This window comes from Serratia sp. PGPR-27 (assembly GCF_022678525.1).
GTDB lineage: Bacteria > Pseudomonadota > Gammaproteobacteria > Enterobacterales > Enterobacteriaceae > Serratia > Serratia nematodiphila.
In genome coordinates, this window is record NZ_JALBYS010000001.1 from 190,862 (window position 1) to 208,826 (window position 17,965).

The following is a 17,965-nucleotide window of genomic DNA, read 5'->3' on the forward strand; positions in this document are numbered from 1 at the left end:
GAGATCATCAATTGGTGCGAAGAGAGGGACTTGAACCCTCACGTCCGTAAGGACACTAACACCTGAAGCTAGCGCGTCTACCAATTCCGCCACCTTCGCACAGTCGATGTTGTTGCTTTGATTTATATTACGTCGCCAGCTTGGTGCGAAGAGAGGGACTTGAACCCTCACGTCCGTAAGAACACTAACACCTGAAGCTAGCGCGTCTACCAATTCCGCCACCTTCGCATCGATGCTGAGTGCAATATAAATCATGTGGTTATTTGGTGCGAAGAGAGGGACTTGAACCCTCACGTCCGTAAGGACACTAACACCTGAAGCTAGCGCGTCTACCAATTCCGCCACCTTCGCGTACCAGAAACATTACCGGAGTAACGTTACCACGGAGGCGAATTCTAGAGATTTTGGCGGGCACGTCAACAGTTATTTCCCCGCTTTGCGGGCGTTTGCTGGAAAAACAGCCATATCGCCGCTTTTCTGCTGGTCAAACAGCCAAATCAGCCAATCAATCAACACCCTGACCCGCGGCGCCAGGAAACGGCCGGGCGGATACATGATGTAAATCGGCATTGGCGGAGGCGGCGTGTCCGCCAACACTTCCACCAGCTCTCCCTGTTTCAGCCAGGGCGCCAGCGAATAGCGCGCCGCCTGAATCAATCCCATGCCGGCGCGTGCGCCGGCGATGTAGGCGTCGGCGCCGTTGACGCTGAGCCGGGCGGGCAGCTCGCGCAGTTCCAGCTTGCCGCCGCGGCAGAATTCCAGCGGGTAATCGCGGTTGCTGGCCAGTGAAAAATACCCCACCGCGCGATGCGGCTCCAAGCTATCGATGTCAAGCGGCGTACCGTGGACCTGCAGATAAGCGGGGGAAGCGCAGGTGACCTGCGGCAGCTGGGCGATGCGCCGCGCCGCCAGGCCGTCGTCTTCGGTTTCCCAGGCGCGCAGCACGCAGTCCACGCCTTCGCGCAACAGATCGACGTGGGTGTCGTTGGCGCCCAGCGCCAGCGTGATGTCGGGATACCGCCGATAAAAGTCGTCCAGCGCCGGAATCACCACCTCGCGCGCCAGCGAATGGGGCATATCGATGCGCACCTTGCCGGACGGCTGCAGCTTATGCTGGCTGAACAACGTGTCCGCCTCTTCCAGCGCCCCCAGCAGCTGTACGCAGCGCTGGTAATAGAGGCTGCCTTCGCTGGTCACCTGCACCTGGCGGGTGGTGCGGATCAGCAGGCGCACGCCCAGCCGCTGTTCCAGCCGTTTCAGCGCGTTGCTGACCGTGGCGCGCGGCAGCTGCAGGCGTTCGGCCGCCCGGCTGAAGCTACCCAGTTCGACGATGCGGGTAAAAATGCGCATGGCTTGAACCTGATCCATGTCCACTCCGGATTGTTGGTGATTTTTGAACAGTGATGTGCAATCTGCATTATTTATCTTTGTCGCGTAAACAACCAGACTTTGCTGCGTTATCCATTCACCGCATGAGGGCAGCACAATGCAACAACGTAAACTCGGTTCCAACGGTCCCGTCGTCTCCGCCCTGGGGCTGGGGTGCATGGGCATGAGCGACTTCTATTCCACCGGCGCCGATCGGCAGGAGGCCATCGCCACGCTGCACCGGGCGCTGGAGTTGGGCGTCACGCTGCTCGACACCGCCGACATGTACGGGCCGCACACCAACGAAGAGCTGGTGGGGGAGGCGATCAGGGGCAAGCGGCAACAGGTGTTCCTGGCCACCAAGTTCGGCATCCTGCGCGATCCGGCGGATCCTTCGGCGCGCGGCGTCAGCAGCCGGCCCGAGTATATCCGGCGCTCCGTAGAGGGTAGCCTGCGGCGCTTGGGCGTGGAGGAGATCGATCTCTATTATCAGCACCGGGTCGATCCGCAAGTGCCGATCGAAGACGTCGTCGGCACGATGGCGGATCTGATCCGCGAAGGCAAGATCCGCCACATCGGCCTGAGCGAGGCGTCGGTCGCCACGCTGGAGCGGGCGCACAAGGTGCATCCGATCACCGCGCTGCAGACCGAATATTCGCTGTGGACGCGCGACGCCGAGCAGGGCGTGCTGGCGGCCTGCGAGCGCCTGGGCATCGGTTTTGTGCCCTACAGCCCGTTAGGGCGCGGTTTCCTCACCGGCGCTATCCGGCGGCCGGAGGATCTGGCCGAGGACGATTTCCGCCGCAGTAACCCGCGCTTCCAGGGGGAAAACTTCGCTCGCAACCTGGCGCTGGTGGAGAAGGTGAGCGAGCTGGCGGCGCAGAAGGGCGTCAAGCCTTCTCAGTTGGCGCTGGCCTGGGTATTGGCGCAGGGCGAACACATTGTGCCGATCCCCGGCACCAAACGCCGTCGCTATCTGGAAGAGAACGTCGCCGCGGCGGAGATCGCGCTGAGCGCGGCTGAACTGGCGGCGATAGAAGCGGTGTTTCCGCTGAGCGCGGCGGCCGGCGATCGCTACGGCGCGGAGTCGATGACCTATATCAACGGCTAAAAAAAAAGCGCGGCCTCGGGCCGCGCTCTGTCGTTTTCCGCCAACGGAAACTTATTTTTTCTTCGGCGCGCGCGGCGGACGGCCGACGGTCGCCTGGTACACCTTGAAGCGGCCGTTTTGCGCCAGCACTTCGTGGCTGCCGAAGGTGGCGTCCAGAATGTCCGGGTAGGGCAGGAAGGCGTTGGCGACGATGCGCAGCTGGCCGCCGATCGGCAGGTGCTTCACCGCGCCGCGGATCAGCGTTTCGGCAGCGGTCAGGCTGGTCTGCAGCCCGTCGTGGAACGGCGGGTTGGAGATGATCATGTCGAAACGGCCGGTGATATCGGAGTAAACGTTGCTGACGATCACTTCGCCTTCGATGCCGTTGGCGGCCAGCGTTGCGCGGCTGGATTCCACCGCGGCGGCATTGACGTCGCTGAGGGTCAGTTTCACCTTCGGCGACAGCTTGGCCATCACCGAGGCCATGACGCCGGCGCCGCAGCCGATGTCCAGCACCTTGCCTTTCATGTGTTTTTCCAGCGTCGACAGCAGCAGCGAGCTGCCGACGTCCAGGCCGTCGCGGCTGAACACGCCCGGCAGCGTTTTCACTTCCAGATCGTGCAGCTGATAGCTGTCCCACCACTCGTTCAGGTCGAACTCGGTCTGCGCGTCCAGGCGGCCGTGATACAGGCCGCAGCGGCGCGCGCTGTCGATTTTCACCAGCGTGACGTGGCCTTCCAGCGTTGGCTCGGCGCTGCGCACGCCGCTGCGGTTTTCACCGACCACGAACACGTCCGCGCCCACCGGCAGCAGCGCCAGCAGGTTGCACAGCTGGAATTGCGCTTCCTGCTTGCTCTTTGGCCAGTAGTAAACCAGCGTGTCGCAGTCGGCGACGAAAGCGGGATCGACGGTCAAACCGAACTGCACGTTATCGCCCATCGTCCGGTTCAGTAACTGCCAGTGATGGTAATGCTGAGTGTGGACGCGCACGTCCGCGGCCTCGAATTGGGCCGGCAGGCTGTCCTGCAGGTCGCCGGCAAACAGCACGCGGCGTTCGATAAATTCATCACTGTGGCGCAGCATGACTTCACTGGCGGGGGTTAATGCAGACATCAGATATTGGCTCCTGGAAATGAGACCGGGGATTATAGAGCTTTGTGGCGATATGTTCGACGGGTTTGTTGGCGCGGGCTGCGCGGGTTTGTTAGCATAGCGCGGCGCATGGCAGGCATGGCGCACCACAACGGGTAGGAATCGGCATGGCATCAAAACGCGACTGGCTGTTACAACAACTGGGTATTACGCAGTGGACATTGCGCCGCCCGGGCGTGTTGCAGGGCGAAGTGGCGGTCAGTCTGCCGCCCGAGGCGCGCCTGCTGGTGGTCGCGCAGACGCTGCCCGCACCCGACGATCCGCTGTTTTGCGACGTGCTGCGCAGCCTGGGGCTGACGCCGGCGCAAACCTACAGCCTGACGCCGGAACAGGCGGCGATGCTGCCTGCAGAGACCACATGCAACAGTTGGCGGCTGGGCGTGACGGAACCGCTCGCGGTCGCCGGCGCGCAGCTACACAGCCCGGCGCTGGCCGAGCTTTCCCAAGACGCGGGGGCCAAACGCGCCCTCTGGCAGCAGATTTGTCATCATGAACACGATTTCTACCCTGACGGCGGCCGACCTGGCCACGGCCTTCAACATTGAGCAAGCCAGCCACGCTTTCCCCTGGACGGAAACCACCTTCGCCAGCAATCAGGGCGATCGCTACCTTAACCTGAAGCTGAGCGCCGATGGGGAGATGGCGGGATTCGCCATCACGCAGATCGTGCTGGACGAAGCCACGCTGTTCAACATCGCCATTCATCCGCAGCACCAGCGCCGGGGCTTTGGCCGCCTGCTGCTCAACGCGTTGATCGAACAGCTGGAGAGCCGCGGCGTGGTCACGCTGTGGCTGGAGGTGCGCGCCTCCAACCAGGCGGCGATCGCGCTGTATGAAGATCTCGGTTTCAACGAAGTCACCGTGCGCCGCAATTATTACCCGAGCGCCCACGGCCGCGAAGACGCGATCGTGATGGCGCTGCCGCTGGCGTAATCAGCCCGGCCGGAAAAAGCATTGATTGTCACCGGTTGGCAAATCGGCGAAAATGCCCGGCTGTTATCTTTTATTCACCGCTTTGCCCGGCGCCGCGATCGGCGCGTTCTGATGATGTCGCAGGGCGGACTAACCGTAGAACCTGAAAACCATGTCTCCTAGTGAATTTGCCCGCGAAGTCTCCAAAAGAAGAACTTTCGCCATCATCTCGCACCCCGATGCCGGTAAGACCACCATTACCGAAAAAGTGCTGCTGTTCGGACAGGCGATCCAGACCGCCGGTACGGTAAAAGGCCGCGGCTCCAGCCAGCACGCCAAATCCGACTGGATGGAAATGGAAAAGCAGCGTGGGATCTCGATCACCACCTCGGTGATGCAGTTCCCGTATCGCGACAGCCTGGTCAACCTGCTGGACACCCCGGGGCACGAAGACTTCTCCGAAGATACTTACCGTACCCTGACCGCCGTCGACTGCTGTCTGATGGTGATCGACGCCGCCAAGGGCGTTGAGGATCGCACCCGCAAACTGATGGAAGTCACCCGTTTGCGCGACACGCCGATCCTGACCTTCATGAACAAACTGGACCGCGACATCCGCGATCCGATGGAAGTGATGGACGAAGTTGAGCGTGAACTGAAGATCGCCTGCTCGCCCATCACCTGGCCGATCGGCTGCGGCAAGCTGTTCAAAGGCGTTTACCACCTGTACAAGGATGAAACCTACCTGTATCAGACCGGTAAAGGCCACACCATTCAGGAAGTGCGCATCGTCAAAGGCCTGAATAACCCGGAACTGGATGTCGCCGTGGGCGAAGATCTGGCGGCGCAGCTGCGCGATGAGCTGGAACTGGTGCAGGGCGCTTCCCATGAGTTCGATCAGGAGGCTTTCCTGAGCGGCGAACTGACCCCGGTGTTCTTCGGTACCGCACTCGGCAACTTCGGCGTGGATCACATGCTGGACGGCCTGGTGGCCTGGGCGCCGGCGCCGATGCCGCGCAAAACCGACACCCGCGAAGTGACGGCGGCGGAAGAGAAATTCACCGGCTTCGTGTTCAAGATCCAGGCCAACATGGATCCGAAGCACCGCGACCGCGTGGCCTTTATGCGTGTGGTGTCCGGCCGTTATGAGAAGGGCATGAAGCTGCGCCAGGTGCGCACCGGCAAAGACGTGGTGATCTCCGATGCGCTGACCTTTATGGCCGGCGACCGTTCGCACGTGGAAGAAGCCTACCCGGGCGACATCATCGGTCTGCACAACCATGGCACCATCCAGATCGGCGATACCTTCACCCAGGGTGAAGACATGAAGTTCACCGGCATCCCGAACTTCGCGCCGGAACTGTTCCGTCGCATTCGCCTGCGCGATCCGCTGAAGCAGAAACAGCTGCTGAAGGGGCTGGTGCAGCTGTCCGAAGAGGGCGCGGTGCAGGTGTTCCGCCCGATCGCCAACAACGATCTGATCGTCGGCGCGGTCGGCGTGCTGCAGTTCGACGTGGTGGTGGCGCGCTTGAAGAGCGAGTACAACGTGGAAGCGCTGTATGAGTCGGTCAACGTGTCGACCGCGCGCTGGGTCGAGTGCGACGACGTGAAGAAGTTCGAAGAGTTCAAGCGCAAGAACGAGATCAACCTGGCGCTGGACGGTGGGGACAACCTGTCCTACATCGCGCCGACCATGGTGAACCTCAACCTGACGCAGGAACGCTATCCTGACGTGACCTTCCGCAAAACCCGCGAACACTGATAAATCGGCAGGGCGCCCGGTGCGCCCTGCCAACCTCCCTCATCCTCACTCCGCTAATTAATAAAACTTCCTCACCTTTTATGCCGAAAACCGATATCGCCAGGCAGCGTTCGTTAGGCCTGCGTTTTCCGCCGCATGGTCTATCTTTAACGAGATGTCCGCACATTGCTTGAGAGTAAATCACTGTAATACGCTGATTGTTTGGTGAATTATTCTGATGTGTTGCCGATAGGCGACAGTATGTTTCCTTAAATATCAATGAGATGACTGTTTTACCGTTTCGTGTCACTTAGTCTGTCGTCAATAGGCGACAGTTTTTTGATTAAAAATCCGACTCAATGCTTTTTTTGTTTGATTTTTAAGGTGTTTATGGAGTTGGCACGGCGGTTGCAATATTCCTGTCGTGAACGCTTAATCGTATAGCGATGATGAAGTATTTACCGAGAGGCCGCGTGAAGGCGGCTGAAGGGTTCCGGCGCTCTGGCGCTGGGGCCCCCAACAAAAGGAAGAGATCGATGAAAAAGACCAAATTTGCACACTCGCTGATGGCTGTTGTTTTGGGTTCTGCTTTGGTGAGCGGCACTGCGCTGGCTGAAGACAGTCTGCTCAACAAGGCGTCTAACGCCGCGGACAGTGCCGGTGCCAAAATCGATAGCTCCATGAAAAAAGTTGACGGTTACATGGATGACAGCGCGATAACGGCTAAAGTTAAAAGTGCGTTGGTGGACGATAAAACCATCAAAAGCACTGACATTTCGGTGAAAACCGAAAAAGGCACCGTGATCCTGAGCGGGTTTGTCGGCAGCCAGGCGCAGGCGGAGCATGCGGTTGCGGTTGCCGGTAAGGTGGAAGGCGTCAAAACCGTCAGCGACAAGCTGCACGTGAAAGATGAAGCCAACCAGTCGATCAAATCGTATGCCGGCGACACCGCCACCACCAGCGAGCTGAAAGCCAAGCTGCTGGCCGATGACATCGTGCCGTCGCGCAATGTGAAAGTGGAAACCACCGATGGCGTGGTGCAGCTTTCCGGTGAGGTGAAAACGCAGGCGCAGTCTGAGCGTGCCGAAAGCATCGCCAAGGCTATCGACGGCGTGAAAAGCGTGAAAAACGACCTGGTGGTCAAGCCGTAATCCCGCCAGGCGCCCGTAACAAGTAACAACAAGCCGCATCTGTCGGGCCGTGAAGGCGGCCCGACGTGTACCACCAAAAAAAGAAACTGATTTGCCGTCGATGTCCCGTTGTCGGGGCGGTAGACGGCAGCGAATTTTTTCACAATGGTAAGGAGAAGCTTATGTTTCGTTGGGGCATTATCTTTTTAGTCATCGCGCTTATCGCTGCGGCACTGGGGTTCGGTTCGCTGGCGGGCACCGCCGCCTGGGCCGCCAAAGTCGTGTTCGTTGTCGGCATCATCCTGTTCCTGGTCAGCCTGTTCACCGGCCGTCGGCGCCCTTAGCCAGCCGGCATTTTCCTGCAAACTGTAACAAAGCTTAATTCCTTTTCTCACCTCGGGGAGGGCCGGCCATGAACAGCGACATTATCGTCGGGCGCTGGAAACAGCTGAAAGGTCAGGTATGGCAGGCGTGGGCCGAATGGTCCGGCAGCGATGGTGCCTGGTTGGCCGGCAGCAATGATTTCCTCGTCGGCGTGCTGCAAGAGGATTACGGAAGAGAGCGAGACGCGGTATCCTCGGAGAAAACGTCTCACTGAGGATGCCAAGTTGGGATACAGAATACCCATCACGCTCGGCAATATAGAACCGCTGGCGTCTAAACCCTTTCGGCCAGGCAAGATGGCGTTGGTCTGCGAAGGCGGCGGCCAGCGCGGCATTTTCACCGCCGGCGTGCTGGACGAGTTCCAGCGCGCGGGCTTTAACCCTTTCGATCTGCTGATTGGCACGTCGGCCGGCGCGCAAAATCTGTCCGCCTATATCTGCGGGCAGATGGGCTACGCGCGCCGGGTGATCACCCGTTACACCACCTCGGCCCAGTTCTTCAATCCGCTGCGCTTCGTGCGCGGCGGGCATCTGATCGATCTCGATTGGCTGGTTGATACGGCGGCGGCGCAGATGCCGCTGGCGATGGACGTGGCGGAACAGCATTTTATCGACGGGCGCGAATTCCTGCTGTGCGCCTGCCGCAGCGACGATTTCGAACCGGCCTATCTGCCGGCGCAGCGTGAACGCTGGCTGCCGGCCATCAAGGCGTCCAGCGCCATTCCCGGCTTTTACCGTCAGGGCGTGGAGTTGGACGGCGTCAGCTATCAGGACGGCGGCATCAGCGATGCGATCCCGGTGGAAGAGGCCTACCGCCGCGGCGCCGACACCATCGTGGTGATCCGCACCGTGCCTTCGCAAATGTACTACACCCCGCAGTGGATGAAGCGCATGGAGCACTGGCTGAGCGACAGCAGCCTGCAGCAGATGGTGCGCATCCTGCAGCATCATGAGCAAAGCTATCACCGCATCCAGCGCTTTATCGAGAAGCCGCCGGGCAAGCTGCGCATCTTCGAGATCTTCCCGCCTAAGCCGCTGGCCAGCAATGCGCTGGGCAGCCGACTGGGGGCGCTCAATCAGGATTATCACCTGGGGCGCCGCTGCGGCCGCTACTTCCTGGCCACCGTCGGCCAGTGGATGGCGCAGCAGGAACCGGACGGTATCAAGGTGCAAAAATCGTTGTCGCGCCGCCTGATCCAGCCGGAGAACGTCAGAATGCCTTCGCCGATCGTGACCGACATCGCCATGTCGCCCGATCTCACGGCGCAGCCGGAGGCTGCGGTGGCGGCGCCGAAGCTCATTCTGCCGGGCGATCTGCCGCCGGGTGAAGGGGGCGCGCTGTGAGCTACGCCTTTACCGACACCCACTGCCATTTCGATTTCCCGCCCTTTACCGGACATGAGGCCGAGAGCCTGACGCGGGCGGCAAGCGCCGGCGTGCAGCGCATCATCGTCCCGACGGTTACCGCCGATCGCTTCACGCGGGTGCTGCGGCTGGCGCAGGATCACGCGCCGCTGTTCGCCGCGTTGGGGCTGCACCCGCTGTATATCGCGCAGCATCATGAGCCGCAGCTGGAACAGCTGGCGGCGCTGTTGGCCGAACGGCCGCGCAAGCTGGTGGCGGTGGGGGAGATCGGGCTCGATCTGTATATGGACAACCCGCAGTTCGAGCGCCAGCAAAGCGTGCTGCTGGCCCAACTGAGGCTGGCGAAACAGCATGACCTGCCGGTGATCCTGCACTCGCGGCGTACCCACGATCAGCTGGCCGCGGCGCTGCGGCGCATGCAGCTGCCGCGTCGCGGCGTGGTGCACGGCTTCGCCGGCAGCCTGTCGCAGGCGCAGGCGTTTATCCGCCTCGGCTATTACATCGGCGTGGGCGGCACCATCACCTATGAGCGGGCGCAGAAAACGCGCGGCGTGATGGCGCAGCTGCCGCTTGAGGCGCTGCTGCTGGAGACGGATGCGCCGGACATGCCGCTGGCCGGTTATCAGGGGCAGCCGAATCGCCCCGAGCGTGCCGCCGAGGTGTTTCACGCGCTGTGCGAGCTGCGGCCGGAACCGGCCGACGAGATCGCCGCTCATCTGCAACGCAATACCCAGTCACTGTTTGCCATGCCGGATTGATGAGCTTATAACGTGACTTGTGTCACGTTATAGGATTTTCATTTGCGTCTCGTTGTATACATTTGTGACATAAATCGGTGCGAGGGTGACCTCGCTCAGTATAATCCCCCCGAAACTCTCCAATAGCAGACCTCTCTTCATGAGCAGGGATGTATTTTATTTTTTGCAACAGGGAAACTTTGCATGCAACTCATCATGAGTCTGGTCGGTATGGCGGTGCTGATCGCCATTGCGGTGCTGCTCTCCAGCAACCGTCGGGCCATCAAATTGCGCACCGTGGTGTGGGCGTTCATCATTCAGGTCGGCATCGGCGCGCTGGTGCTGTACGTGCCGCTGGGCCGCAGCATTCTCGGCAGTATGTCTAACGGCGTGGCAAACGTTATCGCCTACGGCAATCAGGGCATTTCGTTCATCTTCGGCGGGCTGGTGTCCGACAAGATGTTCGAGGTGTTCGGCGGCGGCGGCTTCGTATTCGCGCTGCGCGTCCTGCCGGTGATCGTGTTCTTCTCCTCGCTGATTGCGGTGCTGTACTACCTCGGCATCATGCAGTTGGTGATCCGCGTGTTGGGCGGCGGCCTGCACAAGCTGCTGGGCACCTCGCGCACCGAATCGCTGTCGGCGACCGCCAACATTTTCGTTGGCCAGACCGAAGCGCCGCTGGTGGTACGCCCCTATATCGCCACCATGAGCCAGTCAGAACTGTTCGCCGTGATGTGCGGCGGCCTGGCCTCGGTAGCCGGTTCGGTGTTGGCGGGGTACGCGCAGATGGGCGTGCCGCTGGAATATCTGATCGCCGCGTCCTTCATGGCCGCGCCGGGCGGGCTGCTGTTCGCCAAGCTGATGGTGCCGGAAACCGAGCAGACCCACGATAAAGACGATGCGATGAAGCTGATCGCCGAAGAGGATCGTCCGGCCAACGTGATCGATGCGGCGGCTTCCGGCGCGGCTTCCGGCATGCAGCTGGCGCTGAACGTCGGTGCGATGCTGCTGGCGTTTATCGCGCTGATCGCTTTGCTTAACGGTATTCTCGGCGGTATCGGCGGCTGGTTCGATTATCCGCAGCTGTCGCTTGAACTGATCCTCGGCTGGGTGTTCTCGCCGATCGCTTTCCTGATCGGCGTGCCGTGGAGCGAGGCGATGACCGCCGGTTCGTTCATCGGCCAGAAGATCATCGTCAACGAATTCGTCGCCTACATGAACTTCGGCGCCTATCTGCGCCCGGATGACGTAGTGGCGGCGGAAGGCCTGCAGGTGCTGTCGACGCACACCAAGGCGATCATCTCCTTTGCGCTGTGCGGCTTCGCCAACCTCTCCTCGGTGGCGATCTTGCTGGGCGGTCTGGGCAGCATGGCGCCCAACCGTCGCCACGACATCGCGCGCTTCGGTCTGAAGGCCGTGGCGGCCGGCACGCTGTCCAACCTGATGAGTGCCACCATCGCCGGCTTCTTCCTGGCGCTGTAAGTCATCACGGAGCCCGCGACGGCGCGACCGATCGCGGGACTCCGCCTATACTCTAAGCAACGCGGGTGTTTGCCGCACCCGCGATCTTCAGCCGCTTCTTTAGCGAATTTGTGAACGATATCGCGTTATTTTGTGATGCTCTTCACATATAATTCCGGTCTGTTACAGTGCTATTTCATATAGTGTGACGATGAACGCGAATCGCCTCCGGCATTCGTGTTCAAATAGCTATTACTGGCCGGCCGCAAGGCGGGTGGCCATGTGCGGTGAGAAGGATCTCAGTTGCCGCCGCGGGAACGCCGTTCCCCAGCGCTATCTTCATGGAACCAAGTCCGCTCGCCAACACCCAGGTACTCAGTTGGAGAGTTTTATGACCGAATTAACCGCAGCAGCGCAACGTGCGCTGAACCTGATGGATTTAACCACGCTGAATGATGATGACACCGACGAGAAAGTGATCGCGCTCTGTCGTCAGGCCAACAGCCCGGCCGGCCACACGGCGGCCATCTGCATCTACCCGCGTTTTATCCCGGTGGCGCGTAAGGCGCTGCGCGAGCAAGGCACGCCGGACATCCGCATCGCCACCGTGACCAACTTCCCGCATGGCAATGACGATATCGACATCGCGCTGGCGGAAACCCGCGCGGCGATCGCCTATGGCGCGGATGAAGTGGACGTGGTGTTCCCATACCGTGCGCTGATCGCCGGCAACGAACAGGTCGGCTTCGAGCTGGTGAAACAGTGCAAGCAGGCTTGCCAGGCGGCCAACGTGCTGCTGAAAGTGATCATCGAAACCGGTGAGCTGAAACAGGCCGATTTGATCCGCAAGGCGTCCGAGATCGCCATCAAGGCCGGGGCTGACTTTATCAAGACCTCCACCGGCAAGGTGCCTGTCAACGCCACCCTGGAGAGCGCCGAGCTGATGATGTCGGTGATCCGCGATCTGGGCGTGGCAAAGACGGTGGGCTTCAAGCCGGCCGGCGGCGTGCGCACCGCGGAAGACGCGCTGCATTATCTGCAACTTGCCGATCGTATTCTGGGCGAGGGGTGGGCCGATGCGCGGCATTTCCGCTTTGGCGCTTCCAGCCTGCTGGCCAGCTTGCTGACCGCGCTGGGCCACCAGACCCAGACCGCCGGCGGCGGCTACTGATCGATTTCGTTGGCGGGCGCCAGGCGCGCCCGTCTGCACCGACTCTCGGCGACACAGGGGGATGCCTTGTTCCTGGCTCAAGAAATTATTCGTAAGAAACGCGACGGCCAGCCGTTAAGCGAAGCGGAAATCCGCTTTTTCATCAACGGTATTCGCGACAATGTGGTGTCGGAAGGGCAGATCGCCGCGCTGGCGATGACCATTTATTTCCATGACATGAGCATGCCGGAGCGCGTGGCGCTCACCATGGCGATGCGCGATTCCGGCACCGTGCTGGACTGGAAGAGTTTGGCGCTGAACGGCCCGATCGTCGACAAGCATTCGACCGGCGGCGTGGGCGACGTGACCTCGCTGATGCTCGGCCCGATGGTGGCGGCCTGCGGCGGCTATGTGCCGATGATCTCCGGCCGCGGCCTGGGTCATACCGGCGGCACGCTGGACAAACTGGAAGCCATTCCGGGCTTCAATATTTTCCCGGACGATAACGCCTTCCGTAAAATCATTCAGGACGTCGGCGTGGCGATCATCGGCCAGACCAGCTCGCTGGCGCCGGCGGACAAACGTTTTTACGCCACCCGCGACATCACCGCCACCGTGGATTCTATCCCGCTGATCACTGCCTCCATTCTGGCCAAGAAACTGGCGGAAGGGCTGGATGCGCTGGTGATGGACGTGAAGGTCGGTTCCGGCGCCTTTATGCCGACCTATGCCCTGTCGCAAGATTTGGCGCAGGCGATCGTCGGCGTGGCCAACGGCGCGGGCTGCAAGACCACCGCGCTGCTGACCGACATGAACCAGGTGCTGGCCTCCAGCGCCGGCAATGCGGTGGAAGTGCGCGAAGCGGTGCGTTTCCTGACCGGTGAATACCGCAACCCGCGCCTGCTGGAAGTGACGCTGGCGCTGTGCGTGGAGATGCTGCTGTCCGGCGGCCTGGCGAATGACGAGGCCGATGCGCGTGCCAAACTGCAGGCGGTGCTGGACAACGGCAAGGCGGCGGAAGTGTTTGGCCGCATGGTGGCGGCGCAGCAAGGGCCGATAGACTTCGTCGAACGTTATGATAGCTATCTGCCGGCGGCAACGCTGAGCAAGCCGGTGTATGCTGAAAATCCGGGCATCATCAGCGCCATGGATACCCGCGCGCTGGGCATGGCGGTGGTTTCGCTGGGCGGCGGCCGCCGCCGGGCGAGCGACGCCATCGATTACAGCGTCGGTCTGACCGAGGTGGCGCGCCTGGGTGATAAGGTGGATGCCCAGCAGCCGCTGGCGATGATCCACGCCAACGATGAAGAGAGCTGGCAGCAGGCGGCCGATGCGGTGCGTAGCGCAATGACGCTGAGTGACAAGGCGCCGGAAGCGACGCCGGTAGTGTATAAGCGCGTCACGGAATAACCCAAGAATCAGGAACGGCCGCGGCTTTTTCGCGGCCGTCCAAAGCGTGAGAACACGCAGGAGAGCACAGATGAAACGCACATTTATTATGGTATTGGACTCCTTCGGCATCGGCGCCAGCGAAGACGCCGATCGTTTTGGCGACCGGGGTTCCGACACTCTGGGCCACATCGCCGAGGTTTGCGCGCGCGGTGAAGCCAACGTGGGCCGCCAGGGTCCGCTGACGCTGCCTAACCTGAGCCGCCTGGGGCTCGGCAAAGCGGCGGAAGAGTCCACCGGCAACTTCCCGCAGGGGCTGGATCGCAATGCCGACATCATCGGCGCTTACGCATACGCCAGCGAGCTCTCTTCCGGTAAAGACACGCCGTCGGGCCACTGGGAAATCGCCGGCGTGCCGGTACTGTTCGACTGGGGCTATTTCAAGGACGAGCACAACAGCTTCCCGCAGGCGCTGCTGGATAAGCTGGTGGAGCGCGCCAACCTGCCGGGCTACCTGGGCAACTGTCACTCATCCGGCACCGTGATCCTCGATCAGCTGGGTGAAGAGCACATGAAAACCGGCAAGCCGATTTTCTACACCTCCGCCGACTCGGTGTTCCAGATCGCCTGCCATGAAGAAACCTTCGGCCTGGATCGCCTGTACGAGCTGTGCGAAATCGCGCGTGAAGAGCTAACCGAAGGCGGTTACAACATCGGCCGCGTGATCGCGCGTCCGTTCGTCGGCGACAAGCCGGGCCACTTCCAGCGCACCGGCAACCGCCACGATCTGGCGGTAGAGCCGCCGGCGCCGACCGTGCTGAAAAAGCTGGTGGACGAGAAGGGCGGTGAAGTGGTGTCGATCGGTAAAATCGCCGACATCTATGCCAACGTCGGCATCACCAAGAAGGTGAAAGCGGCCGGCATCGACGCGCTGTTCGACGCGACCCTGATTGAAATGGAAAAGGCCGGCGACAACACCATCGTGTTCACCAACTTCGTGGACTTCGACTCCTCTTACGGCCACCGCCGCGACGTGGCGGGCTACGCCGCCGCGCTGGAGCTGTTCGACCGCCGCCTGCCGGAGCTGCTGAAGCTGGTGAAAGACGAAGACATCATCATCTTCACCGCCGACCACGGCTGCGACCCGACCTGGCCGGGCACCGACCACACCCGTGAGCACATCCCGGTGCTGGTCTACGGCCCGAAAGTGAAACCGGGCTCGCTGGGCCACCGTGAGACCTTCGCCGACATCGGCCAGACCGTCGCCAATTATTTTGGCCTGTCGCCGATGGATTACGGTAAAACCCTGTTTTAATTCGTGAGTTTAAGGCGGTGGCGCAGTTGGCCGCCGCCTGACATACCACGGCTTATACGTTTAACGCTATTTAATACGATTTAAAGGAAGAGAATTATGGCTACGCCGCACATTAATGCTGAGATGGGTGATTTCGCTGACGTAGTACTGATGCCGGGCGATCCGCTGCGCGCAAAATACATCGCCGAAACCTTCCTGGAAGGCGCGGTGGAAGTGAACAACGTGCGCGGCATGTTGGGCTTCACCGGCACCTACAAAGGCCGCCGCATCTCCGTAATGGGCCACGGCATGGGCATCCCGTCCTGCTCCATCTATGCGCGCGAGCTGATCGCCGAATTCGGCGTGAAGAAGATCATTCGCGTGGGTTCCTGCGGCGCGGTGCGTGACGATATCAAACTGCGCGACGTGGTGATCGGCATGGGCGCGTGCACCGACTCCAAGGTGAACCGTCTGCGCTTCAAGGACAACGACTACGCGGCGATCGCCGACTTCGACATGGTGCGCAACGCGGTCGATGCGGCGGCGGCGCAGGGCATCCCGGCGCGCGTGGGCAACATCTTCTCCGCCGATCTGTTCTACACCCCGGATCCGGACATGTTCCAGGTGATGAAGAAGTACGGCATCCTGGGCGTGGAAATGGAAGCGGCCGGCATCTACGGCGTGGCGGCGGAGCTGTACGAAGAGTTCGGCTGCAAGGCGCTGACCATCTGCACCGTGTCCGACCACATCCTGCGTCACGAAGCGACCACGGCGGCGGAACGCCAGACCACCTTTAACGAAATGATCGTTATCGCGCTGGAATCCGTGCTGCTGGGCGACAAAGCGTAATACCGCGGCGGTCGTCGCCATGGCGCCCGCCCGTCAATCTATTCACTCCGCATGGCCGTTTTTGGCTAACGCTCTACCTTTCAATTGGATGTGGATCCCGTTGTTACGGACAATCTATTCACCGAAAGGACAAGAAAACGGCACGGACGCATTCAACGCCTGGCCTGAGTTACTCCTTCTTCGGCGCTTCCTGCTTTGTCTCCGGCGCATCCTCTTCGTCGTCTTCCACCGTATTGCCTTCTTCCAGTGGCGTGTTGGCGGTCAACAGGTAGGGCGACTGCTGCCAGCGGCTGCGGCGGTGCTGCAGCAGGGTGCGCGCCAGAATGATGCCGATCGCCAGCGCCAGCAGGATCATCAGGCGCAGCAGGTTGGTGGTGTTGTCCACCTGTTTGGATTCGGTCGCCAGCACGTGGGTGTCGAGGGTGATGCGGATAAAGCCGATCGGGCCGTCTTTGCCCTGAATGGATTCGACCAATTGGTGGTTGAAGTAGCTGCCGGCGCGTTTGCCGTCGAGCGACAGGCGATCGCGTATACTTATCTGTTCCCCGGCGTGGGAGACCAGCGTGCCGTCCAACTGATACACGCTGACGTCGAGAATGCGGCTGTGATCGGTGAGCTGCTTGAGGATGGCGTCGATGCGCGGGTTGTTGCCGTCGTCGTCCAGCAGCGGCGCCAGGCTGTAGGCGACCTGTTTGGTCAGCGTCTGCGCCAGCTCTTCCACCTGCTCGGATCGCGCCATTTGGTGACTCAGGCTAAAATAAGAGGCGCCCTGCATCAGCAGCACCAGCAAAGCCAGGCAAATCAGGATAATAGCGGTGCGGTGCAGGCGAAATTTCAGTTTAGCGCGAGCCATGCAGGTTCCTTGGGCATCGGGGACACTTTATGTTGCCAGAACCGCTGGCGATAGGATAGCTTGATGCGTCGTTTTATCATGCAGCGTTTTTGTCCATTCAGGAGTCAATGATGTCAAACAGTCTGACCTATTGCGATCTTCCGGCGGAGATCTCTCAATGGCCGGGTCTTCCCCTTTCGCTCAGCGGCGACGAAGTGATGCCGCTGGACTACCGGGCGGGCAATACCGGGTGGCTGTTATACGGCAGGAAGCTGGACAAGGCGCGCATTACCCAATTCCAACGCAAGCTGGGCGCGGCGATGGTGATCGTCACCGCCTGGGGCGTGGACGACTATCAGGTGGTGCGGCTGGCGGGCACCTTGACGCCGCGCGCCAAGCTGTTGGCGGCGGAGAGCGGGCTGGACGTGGCGCCGCTCGGCAAGATCCCGCACCTGCGCACGCCGGGGCTGCTGGTGATGGACATGGATTCGACGGCGATCGAGATCGAATGCATCGACGAAATCGCCAAATTGGCGGGCGTCGGCGAGCAGGTGGCGGAAGTCACCGAACGCGCGATGCGCGGCGAGCTGGACTTTACCGCCAGCCTGCGCCAGCGCGTTGGCACGCTGAAAGGGGCCGATGCCAACATCCTCAAGCAGGTGCGCGACGAGCTGCCGTTGATGCCGGGGCTGACCAGCCTGGTGGGCAAGCTGCAGGCGATGGGCTGGCATGTGGCGATCGCCTCCGGCGGCTTCACCTACTACGCCGAATACCTGCGCAACCGGCTGAGGTTGGTGGCGGCGGCGGCCAATGAGCTGGAGATCCGCGACGGCAAGCTGACCGGCGAAGTGCTGGGGCCGGTGGTGGACGCGCAGTTCAAAGCCGACACGCTGCTGCGGCTGGCGGAGAAGCTGGAGATCCCGCTGGCGCAAACCGTGGCCATCGGCGACGGCGCCAACGACTTGAAAATGATGCAGGCGGCGGGGCTGGGCATCGCCTACCATGCCAAGCCGAAAGTGTATGAAAAAGCGCAGGTATCGATCCGGCATGCGGATCTGATGGGCGTGCTGTGTATTCTCACCGGCAGCCTGAAACACGAAGTGCGATAACGA

At 61.2% G+C, this 17,965-nt stretch carries 18 protein-coding genes and 3 tRNA genes; 15 read left to right on the forward strand and 6 right to left on the reverse strand.

Annotated elements, in window-relative coordinates:
• Positions 1-12 precede the first annotated feature (12 nt).
• The 4 genes from MMS95_RS00945 to MMS95_RS00960 form a co-directional block, all read right to left on the reverse strand.
• Positions 13-99: transfer RNA gene (locus MMS95_RS00945), tRNA-Leu, on the reverse strand.
• Positions 100-141: 42 nt separating this feature from the next.
• Positions 142-228: transfer RNA gene (locus tag MMS95_RS00950), tRNA-Leu, on the reverse strand.
• Positions 229-264: 36 nt separating this feature from the next.
• Positions 265-351: transfer RNA gene (locus tag MMS95_RS00955), tRNA-Leu, on the reverse strand.
• A gap of 72 nt (positions 352-423) precedes the next feature.
• Positions 424-1,368 (reverse strand): LysR family transcriptional regulator, encoded by a 945-nt coding sequence (locus MMS95_RS00960; protein WP_242141317.1) that lies wholly within the window; start codon positions 1,366-1,368, stop codon positions 424-426.
• A 118-nt stretch (positions 1,369-1,486) separates the two neighbouring features.
• Here MMS95_RS00960 and MMS95_RS00965 point away from each other — a divergent pair, with 118 nt between their 5' ends.
• Positions 1,487-2,479, forward strand: coding sequence for an aldo/keto reductase (locus MMS95_RS00965; RefSeq protein WP_021505389.1), 993 nt, complete (start codon positions 1,487-1,489; stop codon positions 2,477-2,479).
• Positions 2,480-2,530: 51 nt separating this feature from the next.
• Here the strand turns inward: MMS95_RS00965 and rsmC are convergent, their stop codons facing one another.
• Positions 2,531-3,571, reverse strand: a complete 1,041-nt coding sequence (gene rsmC / locus MMS95_RS00970) for a 16S rRNA (guanine(1207)-N(2))-methyltransferase RsmC (protein WP_103085927.1) — start codon at positions 3,569-3,571, stop codon at positions 2,531-2,533.
• A 146-nt stretch (positions 3,572-3,717) separates the two neighbouring features.
• Between rsmC and MMS95_RS00975 the strand changes: the two genes are divergently transcribed.
• The 13 genes from MMS95_RS00975 to deoD all read left to right on the forward strand — a co-directional run bounded on the left by MMS95_RS00975 (position 3,718) and on the right by deoD (position 16,021).
• A complete protein-coding gene (locus MMS95_RS00975) occupies positions 3,718-4,155 on the forward strand; it encodes a DNA polymerase III subunit psi (RefSeq protein ID WP_242141318.1) in 438 nt (145 codons plus the stop codon).
• The gene (gene rimI, locus MMS95_RS00980; RefSeq protein ID WP_033631740.1) at positions 4,100-4,543 is read left to right on the forward strand and encodes a ribosomal protein S18-alanine N-acetyltransferase; all 444 of its coding nucleotides are present in this window, start codon (positions 4,100-4,102) and stop codon (positions 4,541-4,543) included. Before MMS95_RS00975 ends, rimI begins: the two co-directional genes overlap by 56 nt.
• Before the next feature lie 151 nt (positions 4,544-4,694).
• Positions 4,695-6,284 (forward strand): peptide chain release factor 3, encoded by a 1,590-nt coding sequence (gene prfC, locus MMS95_RS00985; RefSeq protein WP_049241937.1) that lies wholly within the window; start codon positions 4,695-4,697, stop codon positions 6,282-6,284.
• Positions 6,285-6,799: 515 nt separating this feature from the next.
• Complete coding sequence (gene osmY / locus MMS95_RS00990; RefSeq protein WP_004933091.1) at positions 6,800-7,414, forward strand: molecular chaperone OsmY; 615 nt, start codon at positions 6,800-6,802, stop codon at positions 7,412-7,414.
• A 161-nt stretch (positions 7,415-7,575) separates the two neighbouring features.
• A complete protein-coding gene (locus MMS95_RS00995) occupies positions 7,576-7,737 on the forward strand; it encodes a DUF1328 domain-containing protein (protein WP_004933089.1) in 162 nt (53 codons plus the stop codon).
• 68 nt (positions 7,738-7,805) lie between these two features.
• Positions 7,806-7,991: a hypothetical protein gene (locus MMS95_RS01000; protein WP_004933086.1), complete on the forward strand. Its 186-nt coding sequence runs from the start codon at positions 7,806-7,808 to the stop codon at positions 7,989-7,991.
• 10 nt (positions 7,992-8,001) lie between these two features.
• Positions 8,002-9,120, forward strand: coding sequence for a patatin family protein (locus MMS95_RS01005; protein WP_033631741.1), 1,119 nt, complete (start codon positions 8,002-8,004; stop codon positions 9,118-9,120).
• Positions 9,117-9,899, forward strand: coding sequence for a TatD family hydrolase (locus tag MMS95_RS01010; RefSeq protein ID WP_033631742.1), 783 nt, complete (start codon positions 9,117-9,119; stop codon positions 9,897-9,899). Before MMS95_RS01005 ends, MMS95_RS01010 begins: the two co-directional genes overlap by 4 nt.
• A gap of 183 nt (positions 9,900-10,082) precedes the next feature.
• Complete coding sequence (locus tag MMS95_RS01015; protein WP_004933076.1) at positions 10,083-11,360, forward strand: NupC/NupG family nucleoside CNT transporter; 1,278 nt, start codon at positions 10,083-10,085, stop codon at positions 11,358-11,360.
• Between the two features lie 370 nt (positions 11,361-11,730).
• Positions 11,731-12,510, forward strand: coding sequence for a deoxyribose-phosphate aldolase (gene deoC / locus MMS95_RS01020; RefSeq protein ID WP_004933072.1), 780 nt, complete (start codon positions 11,731-11,733; stop codon positions 12,508-12,510).
• Between the two features lie 66 nt (positions 12,511-12,576).
• Positions 12,577-13,899, forward strand: coding sequence for a thymidine phosphorylase (gene deoA, locus MMS95_RS01025; RefSeq protein WP_004933068.1), 1,323 nt, complete (start codon positions 12,577-12,579; stop codon positions 13,897-13,899).
• Positions 13,900-13,969: 70 nt separating this feature from the next.
• Positions 13,970-15,193 carry a phosphopentomutase gene (gene deoB / locus MMS95_RS01030; RefSeq protein WP_242141319.1) on the forward strand — a complete coding sequence of 408 codons (1,224 nt, stop codon included), beginning with the start codon at positions 13,970-13,972 and terminating at the stop codon, positions 15,191-15,193.
• Positions 15,194-15,289: 96 nt separating this feature from the next.
• Positions 15,290-16,021 carry a purine-nucleoside phosphorylase gene (deoD, locus tag MMS95_RS01035; protein ID WP_004933059.1) on the forward strand — a complete coding sequence of 244 codons (732 nt, stop codon included), beginning with the start codon at positions 15,290-15,292 and terminating at the stop codon, positions 16,019-16,021.
• Positions 16,022-16,190: 169 nt separating this feature from the next.
• Here deoD and MMS95_RS01040 read toward each other — a convergent pair whose 3' ends face one another.
• Complete coding sequence (locus tag MMS95_RS01040; protein WP_004933054.1) at positions 16,191-16,874, reverse strand: YtjB family periplasmic protein; 684 nt, start codon at positions 16,872-16,874, stop codon at positions 16,191-16,193.
• 110 nt (positions 16,875-16,984) lie between these two features.
• On the opposite strand from MMS95_RS01040, the gene serB reads away from it, so the two are divergent.
• Positions 16,985-17,962: a phosphoserine phosphatase gene (gene serB, locus MMS95_RS01045; protein WP_004933052.1), complete on the forward strand. Its 978-nt coding sequence runs from the start codon at positions 16,985-16,987 to the stop codon at positions 17,960-17,962.
• Positions 17,963-17,965: the final 3 nt, after the last annotated feature.